We start from the raw sequence: 24,316 nt of genomic DNA, 5'->3' as shown, positions 1-24,316 counted from the left end.
TTTGCTATACTTTTTTGACTGCAATTGCTTTTCTTGATGAAAAATAATTGCCTATGACCGCACCATCCACCCTCAAAGTAGCCCTTGCACAAATTTCCGCCGTTTGGCTAGACAAAGACCGCACTCTTCAAAAAGTATTGGACTCAATGGAAAGTGCAGCTAACGAGCAGGCAGAGCTCATCGTTTTTGGAGAGGGTTTAGTCCCAGGATATCCCTTTTGGCTTCCCATCACCCATGGCACAGCTTGGGACGATCAAATACAAAAAGAGATTCACGCACATTATGCAAGGCAATCTGTGCAGATCGAAAAGGGAGATTTGGTCCAAGTCTGTTCACTAGCTAAAAAACTCAAACTCGCAGTCTACCTCGGGATCATCGAGAGACCAAGCGATCGAGGTGGCCATAGTTTGTATTGTAGCTTGGTTTATATCTCAGCAAATGGCGAGATTCGCTCAGTACATAGAAAACTTCAGCCCACTTATGACGAGCGCTTGACTTGGTCTCCCGGCGACGGAAATGGTCTTCAAGTGCATTCTTTGAAAAATTTTACTGTTGGAGGGTTGAATTGCTGGGAAAACTGGATGCCTCTAGCTCGAACGGCGCTGTATGGCCAAGGGGAAAATCTCCACATTGCAGTATGGCCAGGTGCAGTCAGAAATACAGAAAACATTACACGGATGATTGCTCAGGAAAGTCGCTCTTTTGTTATTTCGGTCTCTAGCCTGATGCGTAAAACGGACTTCCCTGCAGACACCCCTCACCTCGAACTGATTCTTAAAAATTCGCCAGACGTACTGGCAAATGGGGGTAGCTGCATTGCAGGGCCGGATGGGAACTGGGTGATGGAGCCCAAGGCTGACCAAGAGGGCCTTTATTATGCCACTTTGGATTACAATCGTGTCTTGGAAGAGCGCCAAAACTTTGATCCTGTTGGTCATTATTCCAGGCCCGATGTGCTTGAATTGACAGTCAATCGACAACGCCAACATTCAGTTAGATTCAAAGACTAATGAGGCACTAATAGTGTGAATTATCCCGAACCCTTTAACCTGATAGCATGCGATACTCCTTCATCCTCAGTTTTATTTTGATAGTTCCCCTTTGGTCGTGTAGTCAAGATAAGGTCATTGCCGAAATAAATTCGGGAGCGCTTCAGGCCCAAATTAATGATAAGGGGGCTTTTGTAAGTTTTACTGACTCTAATACGGGCAAGGAGTACATTTCGGTGGATACCCTCAGTCCTGTGCTGTCATTAAGAATTGACGGTAAATTTCAGACTCCAAATTCAGCGAGGTATGAGTCAGAAATTATAGAATTGGACTTTGATGAGGGCCTTGTCGCCAAAGTCAAGTTAGAAACAAAGGAAGATTATTTCACCCTAGAACTCCTGTCTCTTAGCGAGATCGATCGAGTAGATATTGCCCAATGGGGTCCGTATGGAAGTACAATCGACGGGGTGATTGGCGAGACTGTGGGGGTGGTTCGAAATGATGAATTTGCGCTAGGTATTCAATCCTTGAATATCAAAACCCTTGGAGGCTACCCTTGGAATGAAAGTGACCGCATGCCTGCTTTCGATATTTTCCGTGAGGGGGACTCGAATAACATGAGGCCGGAATCCGATGGCTCCGTACTTTATCGAGTGGAAGCCGCAAAACCAATGAACGGTGGAAGCAGCCTTCAGGCCTACACTCGAAATCGATCCAAAGAAAGAGTTTTTGAGGATTTTAATCATGAAAAAATCCTTGCTCCAGCCTACGATGACGGAGGAGTAGTTGGATCCAAAATCGCCATTTTCGGGTCTCATGTCGACTTGGCTTTGCAAACTATAGGGACCATCGAAATCGTCGAAGGACTTCCTCACCCCATGATCGATGGCGAATGGGCAAAAACATCGAAGAAGGCTAGTTCTGCCTATTTAATCACCTCATTTACCGAAGCTAATGTTGAGGATGCCATTGCACTCACGAAAAAAGCTGGGCTAGAATATTTATACCATTATGGCAAGACATTTGAAAGCTGGGGACATTTTGAATTGTACAAAGGAGAATTTCCAAATGGAAGGGCCAGCCTTCGCAATTGTGTAGAATTGGCGGAAGCTCAAGGAGTAAAAATAGGCACACATTGTCTCTCAAATTTTGTGCAAACCAACGACCCATACGTCACTCCCATCCCTGATCCGAGACTTGCCAAAGTAGGAACATCCACAATCACCTCAAGAGTCGAAGCAAGTGATCGTGAAATTCCTATCGCCTCAGCAGATTTTTTCAATCAAATGAAGAACAACAACCTTCAAACCGTGATGATAGGCGAAGAATTGATTCGGTACGGCTCTGTTTCTAAGACTGCACCTTGGAAACTTCTAGACTGTCAACGCGGTGCTTTTGGTACCCAAGCAATCGCTCACGAAGCCAATAGCCAGATCGGTAAACTACTAGATCATGGGTACAAAGTCTTTCTGACTGAAGCTTCATTGACCGAAGAGATGTCAGAAACACTGGCAGAATTATACAATGAGACTGGACTTCGCCAAATTTCATTTGATGGCCTCGAAGGAAATCGATCCACCGGTCTAGGAACCTACGGTGAAAGCCTGATGCCTTATACTTGGTATAATTCCCTTTCTGACGAACTAAAAGAGCATCTCATTATCGATGCAAGTCGTACCACTCACTTTTTCTGGCACATTTACACACGAATGAATTGGGGAGAGCCTTGGTATGCAGGTTTTCGGGAAAGCCAGACCGAATACCGATTTAATAATCAGGCATATTTTCAACGAAATTATATGCCAGGAATGCTAGGATGGTTTAAGCTGACTCCCCAAACGAGCATTGAGGACATTCAATGGATGCTAGCCAAGTCCGCAGGGTATGATGCCGGATATGCACTTGTGGCAGACCTTCCTGATGTCAATAAAAATGGAAATTCTGAACAAATTTTGGCCCTTATTGGAGATTGGGAAAAATTACGACTTTCTGGTTCGTTTTCAGAAGAGCAAAAAATGCTCATGAGGGATACTGAAAGTGAGTTTGCCATCAGCAGAAAAGATTCCGACACTTGGAACTGGCGCGAAATATACGCCGACATCTTTTATCACAAACACAAAGTCAGACAGCCTGGAGAACCTCTTTCTTCCTCCTTTACTTTTGAAAATCCTAGCGCTGATCAGCTCATCAACTTTGATCTCAAAGCTGAGAATAGTTCAGTAAATCAAATTACAATTGAACTGAATAATTTCAAGAAAATCGAAATTCCTTTGTACTTAGATTCTGGACAAATTTTGCGCTATGAGGGGGGAAATAAAATGGTCCTCCTAGATGAAAACTGGAACGTCATCAAAGAAATGGATACGGATCCTTCTCTTTTCGAAGTGAGATCAGGCGAAAATACAATTGTAATAGATGGCACTTTCGAAACACAAAATGAAGACAGCCAACTCAAACTGGAAGTGAAAACTCAAGGTTCACCCGTAGAAATCAGGCTGAAATCTTAAGCTCAGAAATCAGGCTATTCTAACTGTTTATCCCTAGACCAAAGGTCTCAAGTTGAATATCTGTCAAACCCTGAACCTTCACCGGTTTACCGGTTTCAATGCTATTTCGCGCAGCAATTCCTACTAAAATGGACATAGCTCCATCACGACTACCTGCGGACTGTCGATAGGGATCGGCCATGCTGGGATCCTTGAAAAGTTTATCTTTTAGTCGAGTGTCTCCTCCACCATGTCCTCCCCCACCGTGAGGGATAGTGATGATCTCGCGTTCCCCAAAATTTGAAGTCAAATGAATCTCATCTTCAGCTTTTTCCTCCCAAGGCTGGCGCTCTTTGATCCAGGCCTCTAGTCTGCCTTTGGTGCCATTGAATGCGATTCTATAGCCTTCATAAGGAGAATAGGTCGTTAAGGAGTAACTAACCTGCACTTCATTTTTGTATTTGATCTGCACAGCCATTTTATCATAGATGTCAATGTCCTCTCTGAAAACACAGCCATCTCGATGATAGCCGTCATACTTTTCGTTTTCGGCATAAAGCTTCATCAAATGTTCATTTCGTGTAATATCCCAGTGGAAGTCACAGGTTTGGGCATGCACACACCCTCTACAAGTGGTGCCACGGAAGGGACCATTTTTACCATAAAACTCCAACTTCCCATACGCGAAAACTTCTTCCGGATCGGAATTAATCCACCAGTTTAATAAATCAAAATGATGTGTGGATTTGTGAACGAGAAGTGATCCACCAAACTCTTTTTTCCTATGCCATCTACGGAAGTAATCAGCTCCATGGTAAACGTCTAAATACCAATGGAAATCCACCGAGGTCAAGTCACCGATCGACCCATTCCGAAGTAGCTCATAAAGTTTTTGTCGATGTGGAGAATAGCGATAGTTGAAGGTGACGATAAGTTTTTTACCAGATCGCTTTTCGGCATCCAAAATTGCTTGGCATTTGAATTCATCCGTGGTCATGGGTTTTTCGGAGATCACATTCATTCCGGAATCCAAGCCTTTGATAATGTATTCGTGATGGGTACTATCCATCGTGGTAACGATCAATACATCTGGCTTTGTCTCATTGATCATTTCATCCGCATCCAAATAGGTCGGACAATCTGTACCAATATACTCTTTCCCGTAAGCAAGCCTACCTTCATTTATATCACTAAGTCCGACAAATTCCACTTGATCTTTGTACACCCGCATTACATCTCGTCCAAACATGCCACAGCCTCTGATACCTGTGCCAACTAGGGCAATTCTTAATTTTGCTGCGGGCTTATCGTGAAGAGTCAAAGCTTCTGCAATGGGGTGGACAAAAAATGAACCGGCGAGCAAGGATCCTGTTGTGGCAATAAAATCTCTGCGTGATTGCTTTTGATCAGAGGTCATACAAAATAGGTTTTAGCGTTTGTAGAAATATAATGAAATCCTGCTAGACAAAGGTCCTATTTTGAGCTTTTGGAGAACCTCAAGGATAAATGGCATAAAAAAGTGAAATACCCATGGTTTTGAAGTATTTTTAAGGCTCAAACCTATTTTAATGAATTCCTCCCTTTCGCTAAAAGGTCTATTCAGGATCAGCCGTCCGATCAATTTGTTGATTGTCGCGTTGGCGCAGCTGATGGCAGCTCATTTTTTGGTGGAAACCAACGACTTAGGATTGCCCGTTCTTCAAGATTACAAGCTTTATATCCTTGTTCTTTCTACTGTGATCATCACCGCTGCCGGGTACATGATCAATGACTATTACGATGTAAAAATAGACTATGTCAACCGTCCTCATGAAGTGGTTGTTGGCAAGGGTATCAAGCGACGAGTGGTTATCGTATTGCATAGTATTTTCAATTTTGCTGGAATCGGGTTGGGATATCTGGTTTCTCCAAGAATTGCCTTGTTCAATTTCTTTGCGGCATTTTTGCTTTGGCTCTACAGCAATGAACTCAAAAGACGACCTTTCATAGGGAATCTTACTGTAGCATTCCTTACCGGATTGGCTATTTACCTGGTTGCGATCTACTATAGAAAATCAGAACTTTTGATCTTTACCTATGCGGTGTTTGCTTTTTACCTCAACCTCATTCGAGAAATAATTAAAGACATAGAAGATCGACCGGGTGATAGAAAGCATGGATGTAGAACGCTCCCCATTGTTTTTGGCTTTCGCCGAACAAAACAAGTAATTTTTATCATTGCAGCCTGTTTTGTGATTTCTATAGTCCTAATTTCCCTATCCTTAAACCAACCTGAGCTTTTCTACTACTTTGGGGTGCTGGCAGTCTTTTTCATTTATTTTATGCTAAAAATCTATCAAGGAGACCGCAAAGAGCATTTTACTAGACTCAGTTTGTATGCGAAACTATTGATGCTAGTTGGCACCTTGAGTATGGCATTTCTCTAGGATATTGTTTCAAAAACCTCTCGGTTTTGTTAATTTTCATCTTAAGCGCAAATCCTCATACCCTTATTTTGTTATCCATGAAAAGCTTTTCCTTCTTTTTTGCTTGCTGTCTCACACTTTTTGTCTCTCCACTTTTTGCTCAGCAGGAAGATTTTAAAGTCATCGAAGGCAGGATATTCAGTGAGTACCATAGCCAATATAATACTGGAGCTGCCGACAAGGAATCAAGCAACTACTTGGCCTCAATGGCCGATAATGGCAGCTGGCCAGACTTAAATTACGCCTCTAAATCTATGACTGGATGGCCCGCTGATAAGCATTTGAAACGCCTTGGCATCATTTCAAGATCCTACATTAAATCCAAAAGCAAGTATTTCCAAGACCCTGAAGTACATGCCAAAATCGTCAAAGGGCTGGAATATTGGACTTCCTTGAGCCCAGAACCTACCTCTGATAATTGGTGGTGGACCAGCATCAGCGTTCCGAAGGAAGTGGGCGGAATCCTGATTCTCATGCGGAGAGGCAAGGAAGGAATCTGTAAGCCACTTGAGAACAAGATGCTGGAGTGGATGAACAAATATGTCTCCATTTACAAAACACCAGGCTCGGATGGATCAAACCTCACTGACATTGCCCAGCACATGATTATGCAGGCGGTATTGACGGAGAATAGTGATCTCTTGAAGGAGGCAGTAGATGTAACTTCCAAATCCATCAAAATATCAAACGGGGAAGGTATCCAACGTGATTTTTCTTTTCACGCCCATGGGCCGGAACTATACATCCATGGGTACGGCCGCGAGTACCTTCTAGGAATACGGAATGTAGCCGTCTATGTCAAGGATACGCAGTTTGAGTTTAGCAAAGATCAAATTGCTCTCATTTCCAATTTTATGAGAAAAGGATACCTCAATGTAATTCGTGGTAAATACATCGACTATGCTGTGATCGGACGTGGCATAGCACGATCTAATAATACAAGAACCAATGCTAGCCTTGTAGAGCAGATCAGGGATATAGATATCGACGAGCATCGAGCCGAATATGATCAGGCCATCGCCAGAATAAATGAAGATGCTGACCCTGGGGCCGGAGTTAAGCCTTCCAATACTAACTATTGGAGATCTGATTACATGGTTCACAACCGACCAGAGTTTATGGTCAGTGTAAACAACGCTTCCTCAAGAAGCATTCGCACCGAGTCAGGTAACGGAGAAAATCTCAAAGGCCATTGGCTTACGGAAGGAGCCATGTTTATCGCCATGCGGGGAAATGAATATTACAATATTTTCCCAAACTGGCAGTGGTACAGGATTCCGGGCACTACTACCCCAGAGAATAAAAATCTAAAGAAGCGAACCAATTGGCATGCGAAGAGCGGAAATGCAAGTTTCGTCGGGGGTGTAAGTGACGGCCTAAATGGCGTTTCCGTTTATAAAATGAATGATTATGAGACTAAGGCCCAGAAATCCTGGTTCTTTTTCGATGATATCATAGTTTGTTTAGGCACAGGAATTTTTGGTGATAGAAGCGAAAAAATAGGCACTACATTAAATCAGGTGCATCTCCGGGGAGATGTTTGGGTAGCAAAAGATTCAAACTTTGACAAAATACCCAAGGGATTACAAGAGTATAAAGATGGGGTGAAGTGGGTCTATCATGACGGTGTGGGTTACTACTTTCCTTCTGCCCAAAATGTTGTCCTTTCTGCACAAGTCCAAAAGGGCTCCTGGTCAGAGATCAATTCCAATTCATCAGCCAAAACCATCGAGGCGGAGATTTTCAATCTTTGGATTGACCATGGAAGCAACCCCAAGTACAAAAGCTATGAATACATGCTTACACCTGGCGTAGCAGACTACCAGACAGCATCATCTAAGCCCGTAGATAAAATCAAAATCTTGAGCAACAAGACCTTTGCACAAGTCGTAAAGGACGAGCGAAAGGATCTCTACGGAATGGTTTTCTACGAAAAAGCCAGCTTTGAGTGGGATAATAACAAAGTCAGCGTTAATCAACCTTCGTTAATTCAACTTCAGCGTGTGGATGAAAAAACATGGAAAATCCATGCTGCTGAACCTACCCAAACGCTCAAAGGAAACCTCGTTGTAAGTATTCGTCTGGAAGGAGTGGATAAAACGGTGACTTTCAAACTGCCTGAAGGGGATTTGGCAGGGTCCACCGTTTCACAGACTGTTGAATTTTAAACACGAGTTTGTTAGCAAACATTACAAAAGAAAATTCTTCATCCATCTTTAGTAGAGGATCTCTTTAAATATCGATTGTATCAAAAATGAACGCGAGCAAACTTATCGTCGTCAAAATTGGGTCAAATGTACTCACCAGGTCCGATGGAAGTCCAGATCTAGATCGGATGGCAAGCCTTGTCTCGCAGATTCAAAACCTCAAGACCAAGGGTAAAAAAATAGTGCTCGTGAGCTCAGGTGCAGTGGCATTTGGTAGACAAAAAATCAGCTTTTCTAAAAAACTCAATCCAATCCTCAAAAAACAAATTTGGGCGGCCACCGGTCAGATCTCCCTCATTCATGAATACCAAAAACTCTTTGGCAAGCACCAATCATATTGTGCACAAATCCTAGTTACCAAAGAAGATTTTCGAGATAGAAAGCACTTCTTGAATATGAAAGGATGCATCGAGGCGTTACTGGATCAGGGTATTATTCCTATTATCAATGAAAATGACACGGTGACCGTAACAGAGCTCATGTTTACCGACAATGACGAACTAGCTGGCTTAACCGCTGCCATGATTAATGCTGACACGCTGATGCTTCTCACGAACGTCGACGGAATTTTCACAGGAGACCCAAATAAGCCCAGTTCTGAATTGGTATCAACAATCAATTCTAAAACTTCTTCAGTCAAAGAATTCATTAGCGCTAGTAAATCCTCCTTTGGTCGAGGCGGTATGCTGACCAAATATGCCATGGCAAAAAAGTCGGCTAACCTCGGAATTCAGGTTGTGATCGCGAATGGGAAAAGAGATGGTGTGCTAGGCCTTTTGGAAGGAGAAGATTTACCTCACACTTGGTTTGAGCCAAAAGCTTTGAAACATGGTGTGAAAAAATGGTTGGCACACGGAACGGCCTACTACAAAGGTCAGGTTAAAATCAATGCAGGTGCCAAGGCATCCTTAACCTCCAGCGTAATTCGAAGTCTTTTGCCCATTGGGATTTTAGCTATAGAGGGTGAGTTTTCTAAGGGAGACATCCTCCTCATTACGGATGAAAAGAGTGAGCCGATTGGGCTGGGCCGGGCGGAATACAATGACAAGCTGGCCAAGGAACGAATCGGTCTCAGCCAACAAAAAGCACTAATTCACTACAATTACCTCTATCTTTTTGATCATGAATGAGTACCAATACATCTTTGAAGATGTTAAAAATGCCAGCCATAAGCTACTCGGGGTTTCGAATGAAACAATCAAAAAGGTTTTGTCAGATTTGGCAGAATTAGCTTCTGACCAATCTGAGTTTTTGATCGCTGAAAACAGAAAAGATCTCGATCGCATGGTTCCGACGAACCCAATGTATGATCGCTTGCTTCTGGATGAGAATCGAATCCAAAATATTTGCGATGAGATTCATCAAGTGCTTAATTTACCAAGTCCCCTACATGAGGTCTTGGAAAGTAAAACCCTAGACAATGGACTAGAGCTCAAAAAGGTGAGTGTTCCGCTTGGAGTGATTGGCGTGATTTATGAAGCCCGACCTAATGTCACCTTTGATGTTTTTGCACTTGCCATTAAATCAGGGAACGGTCTGATTTTGAAAGGTGGTTCTGACGCTGAATTTTCCAATTTGGCCATTATGCTACTGATCCACCGAGTACTCGAAAAAAACAATATACCTCAAGAAGCCTTTCAGCTTTTACCTACAGATAGATCTGCGACCAAGGCACTTCTTGAAGCTGTGGGCTTGGTAGATGTCATTATCCCTCGTGGCTCCCAAAGTTTGATTTCATTTGTCCGAGAAAACGCGAAAGTTCCCGTGATAGAAACGGGAGCCGGAATTGTCCACACGTACATTTCACCTTCTGCGGATATAGCAAAAGCCAAAAAAATCATCCTAAACGCAAAAACAAGAAGGCCCAGCGTTTGCAATTCTTTGGATTGTCTGATTATCCATTCCAGCCATCTGGAAAAATTGAACGAAATACTTGAGCCGCTTTTAGAACATCAGGTAGAAATATTTGCAGATCAAAGAGCTTTTGGCAGTTTAGCTACACATCCGCTGATCTCTCCAGCTCAGTCACAGCATTTCGGGACAGAGTTTCTCAGCCTCAAATTGGCAATTAAAACTGTGGATTCGATTGAGGAAGCAATTGAACACATTCAGCGCTATTCTTCTCAACATTCAGAGGCGATTTTGTCTGAAAATCCTTCAGAAATCGATCAGTTTCTATTGGCGGTGGACGCTGCTGCAGTCTATGTAAATGCCTCAACTGCTTTTACTGACGGGGCTCAGTTTGGTCTTGGGGCAGAAATAGGGATCAGCACACAAAAACTCCATGCCCGAGGTCCTATGGGACTCAAAGAATTGACCAGTTATAAATGGATCGTTCGAGGAAATGGTCAAGTGAGAACCTAAAAAGTCTTTGAAGAATTAGATTGAATAATTCAAATGCCGGAAGATTTAATTTCTTCTCAAGTAGCATGGCCTCACAAGAAGCAATAAAGAATAGTTCACTAGAAATCCATCTGTTCATGGTTTTTTAAACCTCCCAACTGAATGGTTTACGATAGACTCAAAATGAAACTTTTATTCATCCTTATCTCTAGATGAAAGGTTAAAATACAACGGGTAAAAAAATCAGGGGGTAGAGCGTATACATTTCGCAGCTTCCGATAAAAAGGAAGGCGTCAAAAATACCACCCCATACTTAAGGCTTTAGGCTTACGGTTATGAAGCTTAGCCGAAACTTGTGTAATTGACTTGTCTCGAAAAAACCCAAGAAATTACAATTGAAGCCATGGGCTATTTTGAGTTTTCCGAGAGGAAAATTTACTTAAGTATTAGGAACCAAACCTCGAATTATTGCCGGAAGGCAGTACGATAAACTGCAGAAAAAAGAAAATTAAATAATATAATTGCAAGCCCAGCCAACAAATCAACTAACAAACCATGACCGCTAAAGACATCTTAGGGAATCCCGATTACCTCGCCATTTCTTTTGGAGGCTATCGCGACACCACAAGAAAAAAGCAGCCTACGCTTACCCAGCTTAAGGAGGATTTAAAAATTCTCTATGCCATGGGCATTCGGATCCTACGAACCTACAACGTGCAACTTCCCCATGCACCCAATGTGGTCAAAGCAATTTCAGAGTTGAAAAAAGAACAACCTGATTTTGAAATGTATGTGATGCTGGGAGCCTGGATTGATTGTAAACATGCTTGGACGGAATTAACTCCAGATCATCATCAAGAGAGCGAGCAAAATGAAGGTGAAATTAACCGAGCGATCGCCCTTGCAAAGGAATACCCATCAATAATCAAGGTGATCGCCGTCGGAAATGAAGCAATGGTGAAGTGGGCCGAGTCCTACTATGTGCAGCCAGGGGTTATCCTGAAGTGGGTTTTGCACCTCCAGAAACTCAAAGCCAAAAACGAACTTCCAAAAGATCTTTGGATTACCTCATCTGATGATTTCTCTTCCTGGGGAGGTGGTGATCCCATGTATCATGTGCCGGAGTTAGAGCAACTTATCAAAGCGGTTGATTTTGTATCGATGCACACCTACCCGATGCACAACACTCACTACAATCCTTTCTTTTGGGGCCTTACTCCAGAGGAAAAAAAATTACCTAAGAAAAAATCACTTTCCTTAGCCATGAAACGCGCAGTTGATTTTGCAACAGATCAATATGAGCAAGTCAAGGCTTATGTGCAGCGTATCGCTCCAGGAAAGCCGGTTCATATCGGAGAGACCGGATGGGCTACGACTTCGGATGGATTTTACGGTCCAGATGGTTCTAAGGCTTGTGATGAGTACAAAGAAAAACTCTACTATGAATCCATGCGAAATTGGTCCAATGAAAATGGTATTTCCTGTTTTTATTTTGAAGCCTTTGACGAGCCTTGGAAGGATGCTGCAAATTCGGTTGGTTCTGAAAATCACTTTGGATTGATTACTGTCGACGGAAAAGCCAAGTACGCCCTTTGGGAAAAAGTAGATCAGGGTATCTTTGATGGATTGACTCGGGATGGTCGCCCAATAACCAAGTCCTTCGATGGAAATGAGAAATTAGTCCTTGAAAAAGCGATGATTCCTCCTTTAAATCATCATTTGAAATAAAAAACTAATATAAACTAGTCTGGAATTACCTGTCCATACTTACTTAATTTCGATTAGCAAGTCTGCAGCACTTAAAACCATTTCACTTGAATACTGAAATAATTGAAACTTCGGCTGATGGAAAGAAGCTCCAGAAACTTGAGGTTTTTGACCTTAGTGGGGAAAGTTCTTTGATAGAAATCCATTCTTCCAAGGAGTTTCAGACTATCACAGGCTTTGGGGGATCATTTACCGAATCCTCTGCTCATGTCTTAAGTCAATTAAGTCCAGAAAAACGAAGTGAAATCCTAGAGGCCTATTTTGGTGATTCCGGCGCCAAGTATTCCTTGACTCGAACACATATTAATTCCTGTGATTTTTCCTTGAGTCAATATTCCTATGCTCCAGTTCCAGGAGATATTCATTTGGAAAATTTTTCGATCGACAAGGATCGAGAATTACTTATCCCATTGATCAAGGACGCCATGACTATTTCCAGCGATGGGTTTAAACTCATTTCCTCACCTTGGACAGCTCCCCCTTGGATGAAGGATAACCAAGACTGGGTTGGTGGTAAATTGCTCAAAGAACACTATCCCACTTGGGCTTTGTTTTTCGCGAAATACCTAGCTGCTTATCAAGCTGAGGGCATTCCGATCTGGGGAGTTACGGTCGAAAACGAACCCCATGGCAACGGAAATAATTGGGAGAGCATGCATTATTCACCTGAAGAGATGACCGAGTTTGTGCAGCATCATCTAGGACCAACTCTCGAAAATAATGGTCAGGCAGCCATAAAAATATTCGGCTATGATCAAAATAGAGCTGGTCTAAAGGATTGGGTCGACGTCATGTTTGCCACCGGGGAGTCCTCAAAATATTTTGCCGGAACGGCCATTCATTGGTATGAAAGCACTTATGAGGTTTTCCCGGAAGCCTTGAACTATGCGCATGCTATCGCTCCTGATAAATACCTGATCCAAACTGAAGCTTGTGTGGATGCAGAAGTTCCAAAGTGGAAAGATGATGCTTGGTATTGGAGCAAAGAAGCTACCGATTGGGGATGGGACTGGGCTCCTGAGGATGAAAAATATTTACACCCAAAATATGTCCCGACCTACCGCTATGCCAGAGATATCATTGGCTGTTTGAATAATTGGGTGGATGGCTGGATTGATTGGAATATAGTACTGGATCGACAAGGCGGACCAAATTGGTTTAAAAATTGGTGTGTCGCACCTGTAATCGTAGACCCCGCTTCGGATGAAGTCTATTATACTCCTATTTATTACACTTTAGTCCATTTCAGCAAATACATCAGACCAAGAGCCAAAGTAATTGGGGTAGAAAAAGAAGACGATTCCCTATTGGTTACTGCAGCAAAAAACCCTGACAAATCCATTGCAGTGGTTATTTTAAACCAAGACATGGAAAAAAAAGTATTTGAATTGAAGCTTGGAGAAGAAAAACAATTGATTTCCATCAGTCCCCAAGCTATTCAAACCATTTTGATCCCCTCAAATAACTAATTTACTGTCTTTGAAAAAGAAGAAGAAATGACTTGTACCAGGCCAAGTCGAATTGTAATTTCAGCCTCTTAATTAATAACTATTTCATGCCATCATTTAGACAAGAGCGATTTCTTTCTCTCGCTTCCTCAGACTTAGCAGAAAAGCCATTAGCTGATTTGAAAGAAATTTTAAAACAACATTTGACCAGCGGTGTCCATGGTTTTTGTGCTAGCCCCTATTTGGAAGGTCAAAAACCAGGTGATCAACTTACCGAAGAACAAATCCGAAAAAGATTGGAGGTATTGAAACCACACACCAAATGGATCCGGTCTTTTTCTACCACCGAAGGCAATGAGCTCATCCCAAAAGTCGCAAGAGAACTAGGCATCAAGACCATGGTTGGAGCTTGGCTAGGTGATGACCCAGAGACCAACCGAAAAGAAGTAGCTAATTTGATTGAATTGGTGAATCAAGGCCTAGTTGATATAGCTGCTGTTGGCAATGAAGTACTTTATCGGGGAGATCTTACCGAGGCTGAGCTTCTTGAATATATTCACGAAGTAAAAAGTAAAATCCAAAAGGATGTGCACGTAGGGTATGTAGATGCATATTATGAATTTCATGATCATCCAGCCGTCGCTGATGCATGTGATGTAATCCTAGCCAATTGCTATCCTTTTTGGGAAGGTTGTCCACTTGAACACTCTCTACTGTACATGAAAGAAATGTTCAGAATAGCTACTGAGGCAGGCAAAGGAAAGCGAGTGATCATCACGGAAACAGGCTGGCCAGACCAAGGTTCCAATTTACGTGGCGCAGAACCCTCTACTGAAAATGCTATCAAATATTTCATCAATGCCCAGCAATGGTCTAAAGAGGATGGCATAGAGTTGTTTTATTTCTCGTCCTTCGACGAATCATGGAAAGTAGGCAACGAAGGGGATGTGGGTGCTTTCTGGGGAGTTTGGGATAAGAATGAGCAATTGAAATACTAATCTCAACAGAAGCTATAAAGCCTAGGTATTAGTGGAGTCCTCAAACACCAGCTTGCTTTTGGGGTAAGCTTAATACCTAGGCCTTCATTTATTTCTTTCCAGACAGAAAGCCATAAAGTCCCTCTTTTTAAAGCGTCGCTATTCAGGGAAATAAATTTAAAGCGCAAGACTATTACAGTCAGAAAAAAGTTTTTCAGGGTGCTTTCATTCTCCTAAATCATTCCCGTTTTTTTGATCTCGCCTTTAGAATGGTTTAATTTTAAACTCCAAATAAAATCCACTCAAATTGAAACGTCTAGCCATCCTCGCCTCCGGAAGTGGAAGTAATGCCGAAAAAATAATGGAGCATTTCAAAAACTCTGAGAAAGGCCAAATCGCGTTAGTTGCTTCCAATAAAGCAGAAGCTTTTGTTCTAGAGCGAGCGAAGAAATTTAACGTTTCCTCTTTTACTTTCTCCAAAAAAGAACTGGAGGAGGGCTTTTTACTTGAAAAACTCAAGACTGAAAAAATCGATTGGGTAATCTTGGCAGGCTTCCTTTTAAAGATTCCCGCAGAGCTTATTCGGGCATTTCCAGACCGAATGGTTAATATTCATCCTGCTTTACTTCCAAAATACGGAGGAAAGGGAATGTACGGAGCTCATGTGCATGAAGCTGTTAAGGCAGCCGGAGATTCAGAAACAGGCATTACCATTCACTTGGTGAATGAAAACTACGATGAAGGCAAAATCATTTTTCAAGCCGCCACTCCTGTCAACCCTGACGATAGCCCAGAAGATATTGCCACAAAAGTTCATGCTCTGGAGCATCGATATTTCCCCGAGGTGATTGACAGCTTGCTCTGAGCAAAAAATCAAATTGACAGGAGTCAATGGAATTTTATGGAAGGACAAAGGGTTTAATGTATCAAGTGATTTATTGACCAAACATATACTCATGAGCAAGATCAAAACTATCAAGCCACTAGGTTTTCCTTGGCAAACTCAGGACCCATTTCTTTTTTGTGCTTATCATATGGATTATTTCCCAGAGGGCAACCCCCAAATGGGAGCTAAACCAGAGCATCTTCGAGGAAGGAATATCGGTCAGGATTTCCAAGGAAAAGATGGCTGGAGCATGTATCATGGCCAAAGTATGCCAGGATTCCCCTTTCATCCACACCGAGGGTTTGAGACTATCACGATCAATAAGCAAGGTGTCGTGGATCATACCGATTCGCTAGGCGCAGCGGGCCGATTTATGGCTGGGGATGTGCAGTGGATGACCGCTGGCAGAGGTGTACAGCACTCTGAGATGTTTCCACTTCTACATGAGGACAAGGAAAACACACTAGAAATTTTTCAGATCTGGCTCAATCTTCCCCGAGTATCGAAACTGGTGGAACCACACTTCAAAATGCTCTGGAAGGAGGACATTCCAGTGCATACCCATACTGATGAAAATGGTAAAATCACTCAGGTAGATATCGTGGCAGGTTCCATTGAAGGAACAAAAGCTTTGGAACCTACACCCGATTCATGGGCTGCAAATCCAGATAATGCAGTAGGAGTCTACACCGTGAAAATGGAGGCAAATTCCACTTGGACTTTACCGGCCACGCTCTCAGCGGCCAATCGATCCATCTTCTTTTATCAAGGTGATTCCATAGGCATCGAAGGAAAACAAATCGGAGTGAAAAGCATCGTAGAGGCAAAAGCTGACGAAGATATCATCATCAAAAACGGAGACAAAGAAGCTTATTTCTTGATTTTGGAAGGAAAGCCCATTGGAGAACCGGTGGTTCAGCATGGACCATTTGTAATGAATACGGTGGAAGAAATCCAGCAAACCATGAGGGAATATGGACGAACACAATTCGGTGGCTGGCCTTGGCAAGCTAGAGAGGTGGCACACCCTCGAGACAAAGGGCGCTTTGCACTACACGCTGATGGAAGCGAGGAAGTAAAGTAGTCGGAAGATTGGAATTTAGGAGGTTGGAGGGACTTTGGTTCCCCAATTGCCTACCGAATGCAGGTGGATTACCAACTGCAATTACCACTGACAACTGTTCTCTTGTCCTTTTCATGTGGAAGTTTAAATTTCATAATCTAAGGGTCGAAGAGGAAGGATGAGTAATGCCGCTTGGATTTAACTATAAATAACTACGGGTTTTAACCAGGGGTAAATAAAAAGTCCATCCGTTTATGTTTTGGCTGCGAAAAGGAAGTGACTGAAAATAATAGCCACCAAAACATGACCAAATCAACCCTTATCCCATCCTACTAAGAAAGCTGGCTAGATCTAGATTTCTTTTCATAAATCCAAAAGGGCACTAACCTCTCATATTAAGGGCATTAGTTCATTTCTTTGACCCAAACAGCCGCAAAAGTATGTAGAGATGCTTTTACAAATGCACTTCGAATACATTAATATGCATTTTAAATAGATTTCAGTTCGTTTTGAATTTTATTTTTTTTTATACTTATGCCTCATCAAACAAAATTCTTTAACCATGAACACAATTATTTTCAATTCAAACAGAAACATATCTTTTTTTAGAAGTCCAATTTTTACCTTTTTTCTGTTTGTCTTTTCGAGTTTAATTTCTCTTCCTAATCAAGCCAGTTTTGCTCAAAAAAGTCTATCAGACATCGCTGAAATGAATGACAAACAATGGGATAAACTTGTCAAATCCCATAAGACTGGATTGAACCATATCTATGCGGTGGAAGGGCTGATCGGAGCTGAGTTATTTGAAAAAGAAAATATGCCTGATCCCAAAAAGATAGGGGTCTTGACTTTTCAACTATGGGACGAATCCACGTGGAGTTCGTCCAAAGCTGGGAACTGGGAGTATTATGAAAAAAACTTTCTTACCGAAACTGGAAGTAACGTGATTTCTAATGAGCTACTTTCACAAATGCTTCCTGTAATAGAAAATCAATTTTCGCAACAGGGAATCGCAGTACAGGAGCCTAGCGAATTCATCGATAATGCGGAAGAACAAAAAATCTATGACGAAGGTGCTGAAACCATTGAGCTCAGTGGAGTATTAAAAGCTTTTAGTGGTGGCCTACTCAGCAGATTGCAAGGCAAAACCGAAGGACAGGGCTCAGTATCTGCAGATGGCTATGCCTTCTACCCAATTACTCCATCTATTCTGTCTAGCGATTTTAAGGCTCCTTCTACCTTGGGATTATTGGCTGAAGAACTTGGAGTCGATGCCGTGTTGGTCATTGCAGTTCGAGTCAGTATAGAGAAGGGTGGAAAACTTTTAGTCTGCAATGGAGTAGAAATGGGACTTTTTGGACCTATTGCTGATGATGAATCGATAGATTATTCAGGAGTCATCGGTGCTAAAACTGTTAATATCTACCGTGGAGGTATGATGTATAGTACAGCTTTCTTTGAAGTAGAACAGATCCCCTTAGGAGACATGGACAAGGGTACTGGCCAAATCACCCAGTGGTATACCGATGGGCTTCCCAAGATCACTGAAAGACTTACAGATGATCTGATTTATGGTTTAGAAAAATTTAAAGCCATGGATACTTCGAAGTAAAGTGGTTGACAGTAATGGGTTGTCCGCTTGCCCGCCGAAATCAAGTGGACTACCCACTTCAACTACCACTTAAAACTTTTCTCTTGGACTTTTATCCTAGTTGTAGTTGAAAGTTTGAGTCCTTACGAGGACGTAAGGATGAAACAATCTTTTTTAGATTATCAATTTTCATCTATTGCGGCTAAAAATTATCCCAACATACCATCAAAACTTTGGGACTGGAATTGTAATTAAAGATTTTAATCAAGTAATTAATACTTTATTAAAAATATTTAATAAGTCAAGCCAATTCCTCATGTTCAAGACCTCCTTCCCTATCCTGTTATTGCTTTCGCTTTGTTTGATTTGGAGTTGCTCCTCCCCCGAGGAGTCCCAGCAAAGCACCGAGATCGAACCCAGCCCAGAACCTTCAGGCCCTGTGATTATGGCCTACTATGTACCGGAGCGAGACTATCAACCCGAGAAAATTCCTGTAGAAAAACTCACGCATATCATTTTCTCATTTACCAAGGTGATTGATGGAGAAATGAAGTTTCAGGATGAAGAAAGTACAGGACCTAAATTGGCGGCTTTGGTTCAGCAAAAAGAACGACATCCAGACCTAAAGGTCATGATCGCATGTGGAGGATGGGGAGCGGATGGATTCTCGGATATGGCTTTGACGGTAGAGAGCAGAGCAAGATTTATTGCAAGTGCTAAGGATTTTATCCAGAAATACCAACTCGATGGAATGGACATGGACTGGGAATACCCTGGCATATCTGGAGCCGGGACGATGGCTCGACCCGAGGATAAAGATAATTTCACGGCATTGATGAAAGGCTTAAGAGAAATGCTAGACAGCCTGGATACACCCCAAACTTTGACCTTTGCCTCAGCAGGCTGGAAGAGATATTTTGACTTTGTGGATATGGATGAGGTGATGAAATATGCCGATTACACCAATGTTATGACCTACGATCAGGTATCTGGCAATTCCATTTATACAGGGCATCATACCCCACTGGGAGGTGTGAAAAGTGAGGAAATCCAAGGTACTCCTTTTCATGCACACCTAGATAGCATCTATCAGTCTGGCAGAAGTCAGGATCCGCATCCTCGTTCGGCAGAGAAGATTGTGGATTTTTTACTGGCTAGGGGAGTTAAGCCGAATCAAATAGTGATCGGAAGTGCCTTTTATGGACGAGTTTGGGGAGGAGTTCCTGCAGATAATAATGGACTCTATCAGCTTAGTGGTAGGATGCACATAGGCTGGATGGCCTATCACCAAATCCGAGAAAAATACGAGCAAGACTCTAATTTCGAGCGTTTTTGGGATGAAAAAGCGAAAGCTCCATTTATGTACAATGCTCAAGAAGGACTCTTCGTATCCTATGATGACACGGTTTCTGTGGCATTAAAAACCAAATACACGATGGATAAAGGTCTAGGGGGAATTATGTTCTGGGAGCTCGGCAACGACACTAAGGAAGAAGGAAGTTTGCTAGACGCGATCTATAAGGCGGCTAATTCGAACTAAGGCAGTTTGTTGGTTTTCGGTTGTCTGTTGTCGGTTGGGAGCCAGCCTTTCGGAAGTAGGTTGTCAACTTGGCTGTCCTGTAGACTGCAAACTACCAGTGCAAATATTCTCTTTTGCCCAATTTTAAATTCTCCATTACTCAATTTCAAATTACTAGCGTCAAATTCTTACCTTTGCCACTTATTGAAATTTCAATCATCCCATTCCAAAAATGGCTGTAAAAAAAATCCAATCCGCCCTCATTTCTGTCTTCTACAAAGACAATCTCGAACCTATCATTGCCCTACTTAAAAAGCACGGAGTCAAAATCTACTCCACCGGAGGCACACAAAAATTTATTGAAGAACAAGGAGCTGAAGTCATTCCAGTTGAAGAGTTGACTAGCTATCCATCTATTTTTGGTGGACGAGTAAAAACCTTGCACCCAAAAGTATTTGGAGGAATTCTATACAGAAGAGAAAATGAAGGAGACGTAAGCCAAGCTGCTGAATTTGAAATTCCAGCCATAGACTTAGTGATTGTGGATCTATATCCATTTGAGGAAACCGTGGCTTCAGGTGCTTCTGAAGCGAACATCATTGAGAAAATTGATATCGGGGGTATTTCTTTGATTCGAGCTGCCGCGAAGAATTTCAAAGATGTAACCATCATCGCTTCCAAAGATCAGTATGCTGAATTAGAGGCAAAATTAGCTGAACAGGATGGCGGCACTACCCTAGCTGACCGAAAGTACTTTGCCGCTCAGGCCTTCAATGTGTCATCCAATTATGACACACATATTTTCAATTATTTCAATCAGACCGAAGAAATTCCAGCTTTGAAGGTTTCCGAAACGAAAGCCAAAGCGCTTCGATATGGCGAAAACCCGCATCAATCTGCCCATTTCTTTGGTGATATGCAGGCCCTTTTTGACCAGTTGAATGGAAAAGAACTTTCCTACAACAACCTCGTGGATGTTGATGCGGCGGTAAATTTGATTGCCGAATTCAAAGGTGAAACAGCTTTCGCTATTCTAAAGCATACCAATGCCTGTGGAGTTGCTTTGGCACCTACAGTGAAAGAGGCTTATCAGAAGGCATTCGCAGCTGATACAACTTCAGCATTTGGCGGCGTTTTGGTGACCAACCAAACGGTGGACAAGGATGCTGCTGAGGAAATGCATTCGCTTTTCTTTGAGGTTTTGATCGCTCCTGCATTTAAAGATGAGGCTTTGGAGATATTGATGAAAAAGAAAAATCGAATTCTCCTAGTTCAAAAAATGGACCTTCCAGGTACCAAAATGATGAAAACCCTTCTCAACGGAGTCATTGAACAAGACAAAGATTTAGCCACAGAAACTAAAGCCGAATTTACAGTTGCCACTAAAAAAGCACCTAGCGATCAGGAGCAAGATGCCTTAGTGTTTGCTGCAAAAATTTGTAAGCATACCAAATCAAATACCATCGTTCTTTCCAACTCCAATCAGCTTTTCTCCAGTGGTGTAGGCCAGACTTCTAGAGTGGACGCCCTTCGTCAAGCCATTGAAAAAGCAAAAGCTTTCGGTTTTGACTTGAATGGAGCAGTGATGGCTTCAGATGCCTTTTTCCCCTTCCCTGACTGTGTGGAGATTGCTCATCAGGCGGGAATCACTGCGGTGGTGCAGCCAGGCGGATCCATCAAAGATCAGGACAGCATCGACTTCTGTGACGCACACGGAATGAGCATGGTCATGACGGGAGTAAGACACTTTAAGCATTAAGATCTTGGTATAGAGATTTTATACTTAAAATTTGAAAAACCTTTGAGGTGCTATTTTTGGCTGAGAAACGAAGTCAAAATCTCCTCAAAGGTTTTTTCTTGCCATTTAGTATCGAGAAATAAGTATCAAGAGGCAAAAACCAAGACTTCAGCCCTCTTACTTTAGATTTTAGACTTCACCTCGCTACCTTTTAGCTTTCCTTCATTAAGCTTTTCCATTCCCGGACCAAACGCTTAATTTGCAAACTGTTTTAAACCAAGCAGGGCTAAAACCACGTTTGGTATTTCGTATTTCGTACTTTTGAATACTTATGAAGTCGCATAACCTCAAACTATACAACACACTTTCCCGTCAAAAGGAAGATTTTCAAGCGATTAACCCACCATTTGTTGGACTTTACGTCTGCGGGCCTACCGTTTATGGAGATGCACATCTTGGCCATGCACGTCCTGCGATCACCTTTGACACGGTAAATCGATACCTCACTCATCTGGGCTTTCGCGTTCGATATGTTCGAAACATCACGGATGTGGGCCACCTGCAAGGGGATGCAGACGAGGGAGAGGATAAAATCGCCAAAAAGGCCAAGCTTGAGCAATTGGAACCCATGGAAATTGCACAGCAATACACGGATTCATACCATAGAGATATGGCTTTGCTGAATACTTGGAAACCAAATATAGAACCTAGGGCCACGGGACATATCCCTGAGCAGATAGCTTTAGTAGAGGCTATCCTCAAAGAAGGTCTTGCATATGAGGTGAATGGCTCAGTATACTTCGACACCTTGAAATACAATGAGCGGACGCCTTACGGACGCCTTTCCGGAAGAGTAATAGACGAACTGATGAGTGGTAGCAGAGACCTTGACGGTCAAAGCGAAAAGCGTAATTCCGTGGATTTTGCCCTTTGGAAAAATGCTGCTCCGGAACACCTGATGAAGTGGGATTCACCATGGGGAATGGGCTTCCCAGGCTGGCACCTAGAGTGTACTGCCATGAGCTCCAAATACTTGGGAACCCATTTCGATATTCATGGAGGCGGAATGGACTTGATGTTCCCTCACCATGAGTGTGAAATTGCACAAGGCAATGCATGCAACCACAAAGACCCTGTGAACTATTGGATGCATAACAATATGATCACTATCAATGGGCAGAAAATGGGCAAGTCTTTAGGGAATTTCATTACTCTCCAAGAGCTATTCCAAGGAAAGCATGACTTGCTCGAGCAGGCCTATAGCCCAATGACCATTCGATATTTTATCCTTACGGCGCACTATCGATCTACCTTGGATTTTTCCAATGATGCTTTACAAGCTGCCCAAAAGGGGTACAAAAAAATCATCAATGGATTGAGAATTGCGCGCGAGCTAAAGTTTGAAGGTAATGCGGATGTGACCCTAGATGAGGACCAGATCAGACAGATTGAATCTAGCATACAAAGTGCTTATCGGGCCATGGATGACGATTTCAATACCGCTCAGGCTATCGGTCATCTTTTCAATTTGCTAAAAAAAATCAACTCTATGTTTACAGGACAGCTGCAGTCTGCTTCTCTTGGAGAAACGGTTTTCAATAAATTAATCGAAACCTTCACCAAATTTGTGGTTGACATTTTAGGCCTAACCGAGGAGAAAAGTGATGTACAAGATCAAATGCTTGAACTTATGCTGAAGCTTTATTCAGAGGCAAAAACTGCTCGAAATTATGACAAAGTCGATCAAATTCGGGCTGGATTGAAAGGAATGGGCTTTGTGGTTAAGGACATGAAAGATAAAATTGATTGGGCATATGAAGAGTAGATTACTGATTATAGGTTTTGTCTTTGCCCTAGCCATAGGTTGTAGCAGTCCTGAAGAAAAGTCCAGTGCCAAAGTTGACGAACTCGTCGCCAAACCGTATCCAAGTTTTAATGCGGATTCGGCTTATGCATACATTCAGACCCAAGTGAACTTTGGACCGAGAGTTCCTGAGACACCGGGACATGCCGCGACTCAAGAATGGTTGATCCAAAAGCTAACGAGCTATGGTTTTGCCGTACAGGAGCAGGATTTTGAATCAAAAACTTACGACGGGCTTACTTGGGACCTAACCAATATCATCGCTTCTTATAATCCTGAAGCCAGCAAAAGAATTCTATTGGCGGCACACTATGATACCAGAAGAATTGCCGATAAGGATACCGAGAGACTCGAAGAGGCTATAGACGGAGCTAATGACGGAGGCTCGGGAGTCGGAGTACTTTTGGAAGTAGCCCGGGTGATCGGTACTGGGGATTTAAAGCCAGATGTGGGAGTGGATATTATCTTTTTCGACGGAGAAGATGATGGCGAGCCGGAATATTCCAGCATCCGAAGCAATGAGCAAGTCTGGTGGTGCCTAGGATCACAGTACTGGTCGCAAAACAAACATAAACCTAATTACTCTGCCTATTACGGCATTTTGATTGATTTGGTAGGTGCAAAAGGAGCTAGATTCTACCGAGAAGGATTTTCTAGACAGTATGCTTCTGGCATTTTGAAAAAAGTTTGGGACAATGCTGCCCGAGCTGGACAAGGGGATTTCTTTGTAAGTAAAGATTCACCTGAAATATTAGATGATCATCTTTTCGTTAATGGACAAGCAGGAATTCCGATGATCAATATTATTGAGTTTTCACCTGATTATGGTTTTGGCTCATATCACCACACCCACGGTGATAATATGACCCTAATTGACAAAAGACCACTCAAAGCTGTGGGAGAGACCATATTATTTACACTTTATCAGGAGTAAAAAACACATTTTGACAAAAGTTGCGTATCATTATGCACA

Annotated in this window: 17 protein-coding genes; 16 read left to right on the top strand and 1 reads right to left on the bottom strand. The window is 42.5% G+C overall.

The window, feature by feature from the left end; all coding sequences use genetic code 11:
* Positions 1 to 53 precede the first annotated feature (53 nt).
* Both ACFOSV_RS09235 and ACFOSV_RS09230 read left to right on the top strand, forming a co-directional pair.
* Entirely contained in the window at positions 54 to 1,010 is a 957-nt protein-coding gene (locus ACFOSV_RS09235) for a carbon-nitrogen hydrolase family protein (protein ID WP_377905690.1), read from the top strand.
* 47 nt (positions 1,011 to 1,057) lie between these two features.
* Complete coding sequence (locus ACFOSV_RS09230) at positions 1,058 to 3,496, top strand: hypothetical protein (protein ID WP_377905688.1); 2,439 nt, start codon at positions 1,058 to 1,060, stop codon at positions 3,494 to 3,496.
* Positions 3,497 to 3,515: 19 nt separating this feature from the next.
* Here the strand turns inward: ACFOSV_RS09230 and ACFOSV_RS09225 are convergent, their stop codons facing one another.
* Positions 3,516 to 4,892 (bottom strand): Gfo/Idh/MocA family protein, encoded by a 1,377-nt coding sequence (locus ACFOSV_RS09225; protein WP_377905686.1) that lies wholly within the window; start codon positions 4,890 to 4,892, stop codon positions 3,516 to 3,518.
* Between the two features lie 151 nt (positions 4,893 to 5,043).
* Here ACFOSV_RS09225 and ACFOSV_RS09220 point away from each other — a divergent pair, with 151 nt between their 5' ends.
* The 14 genes from ACFOSV_RS09220 (at position 5,044) to ACFOSV_RS09155 (ending at position 24,277) form a co-directional block, all read left to right on the top strand.
* Positions 5,044 to 5,901, top strand: coding sequence for a geranylgeranylglycerol-phosphate geranylgeranyltransferase (locus ACFOSV_RS09220; protein ID WP_377905684.1), 858 nt, complete (start codon positions 5,044 to 5,046; stop codon positions 5,899 to 5,901).
* Positions 5,902 to 5,978: 77 nt separating this feature from the next.
* A complete protein-coding gene (locus ACFOSV_RS09215; RefSeq protein WP_377905682.1) occupies positions 5,979 to 8,108 on the top strand; it encodes a polysaccharide lyase family 8 super-sandwich domain-containing protein in 2,130 nt (709 codons plus the stop codon).
* Between the two features lie 86 nt (positions 8,109 to 8,194).
* Positions 8,195 to 9,277: a glutamate 5-kinase gene (gene proB, locus ACFOSV_RS09210; protein WP_377905680.1), complete on the top strand. Its 1,083-nt coding sequence runs from the start codon at positions 8,195 to 8,197 to the stop codon at positions 9,275 to 9,277.
* Positions 9,270 to 10,511 carry a glutamate-5-semialdehyde dehydrogenase gene (locus ACFOSV_RS09205; protein ID WP_377905678.1) on the top strand — a complete coding sequence of 414 codons (1,242 nt, stop codon included), beginning with the start codon at positions 9,270 to 9,272 and terminating at the stop codon, positions 10,509 to 10,511. The genes proB and ACFOSV_RS09205 overlap by 8 nt, the downstream gene beginning before the upstream one ends.
* 534 nt (positions 10,512 to 11,045) lie before the next feature.
* Positions 11,046 to 12,218, top strand: coding sequence for a glycosyl hydrolase family 17 (locus ACFOSV_RS09200; protein WP_377905676.1), 1,173 nt, complete (start codon positions 11,046 to 11,048; stop codon positions 12,216 to 12,218).
* A gap of 86 nt (positions 12,219 to 12,304) precedes the next feature.
* On the top strand, positions 12,305 to 13,726 hold the full coding sequence (locus ACFOSV_RS09195) for a glycoside hydrolase family 30 protein (protein ID WP_377905674.1): 1,422 nt from the start codon (positions 12,305 to 12,307) through the stop codon (positions 13,724 to 13,726).
* Positions 13,727 to 13,812: 86 nt separating this feature from the next.
* Positions 13,813 to 14,703, top strand: coding sequence for a glycoside hydrolase family 17 protein (locus tag ACFOSV_RS09190; RefSeq protein WP_377905672.1), 891 nt, complete (start codon positions 13,813 to 13,815; stop codon positions 14,701 to 14,703).
* A gap of 286 nt (positions 14,704 to 14,989) precedes the next feature.
* Entirely contained in the window at positions 14,990 to 15,547 is a 558-nt protein-coding gene (gene purN, locus ACFOSV_RS09185; RefSeq protein ID WP_377905670.1) for a phosphoribosylglycinamide formyltransferase, read from the top strand.
* Between the two features lie 91 nt (positions 15,548 to 15,638).
* A complete protein-coding gene (locus ACFOSV_RS09180) occupies positions 15,639 to 16,652 on the top strand; it encodes a pirin family protein (protein WP_377905668.1) in 1,014 nt (337 codons plus the stop codon).
* 688 nt (positions 16,653 to 17,340) lie between these two features.
* Complete coding sequence (locus ACFOSV_RS09175) at positions 17,341 to 18,243, top strand: hypothetical protein (RefSeq protein WP_377905666.1); 903 nt, start codon at positions 17,341 to 17,343, stop codon at positions 18,241 to 18,243.
* A 295-nt stretch (positions 18,244 to 18,538) separates the two neighbouring features.
* Positions 18,539 to 19,762: a glycoside hydrolase family 18 protein gene (locus tag ACFOSV_RS09170; RefSeq protein WP_377905664.1), complete on the top strand. Its 1,224-nt coding sequence runs from the start codon at positions 18,539 to 18,541 to the stop codon at positions 19,760 to 19,762.
* A 211-nt stretch (positions 19,763 to 19,973) separates the two neighbouring features.
* Positions 19,974 to 21,500 carry a bifunctional phosphoribosylaminoimidazolecarboxamide formyltransferase/IMP cyclohydrolase gene (gene purH, locus ACFOSV_RS09165; RefSeq protein ID WP_377905662.1) on the top strand — a complete coding sequence of 509 codons (1,527 nt, stop codon included), beginning with the start codon at positions 19,974 to 19,976 and terminating at the stop codon, positions 21,498 to 21,500.
* A 310-nt stretch (positions 21,501 to 21,810) separates the two neighbouring features.
* Positions 21,811 to 23,304: a cysteine--tRNA ligase gene (gene cysS / locus ACFOSV_RS09160; RefSeq protein ID WP_377905660.1), complete on the top strand. Its 1,494-nt coding sequence runs from the start codon at positions 21,811 to 21,813 to the stop codon at positions 23,302 to 23,304.
* The gene (locus ACFOSV_RS09155; protein ID WP_377905658.1) at positions 23,294 to 24,277 is read left to right on the top strand and encodes a M28 family peptidase; all 984 of its coding nucleotides are present in this window, start codon (positions 23,294 to 23,296) and stop codon (positions 24,275 to 24,277) included. Before cysS ends, ACFOSV_RS09155 begins: the two co-directional genes overlap by 11 nt.
* Positions 24,278 to 24,316: the final 39 nt, after the last annotated feature.

It is taken from the genome of Algoriphagus namhaensis (genome assembly GCF_042649705.1).
GTDB classification, from domain to species: Bacteria; Bacteroidota; Bacteroidia; order Cytophagales; family Cyclobacteriaceae; genus Algoriphagus; species Algoriphagus namhaensis.
This window is presented reverse-complemented; position numbering and strand designations above follow the sequence as displayed.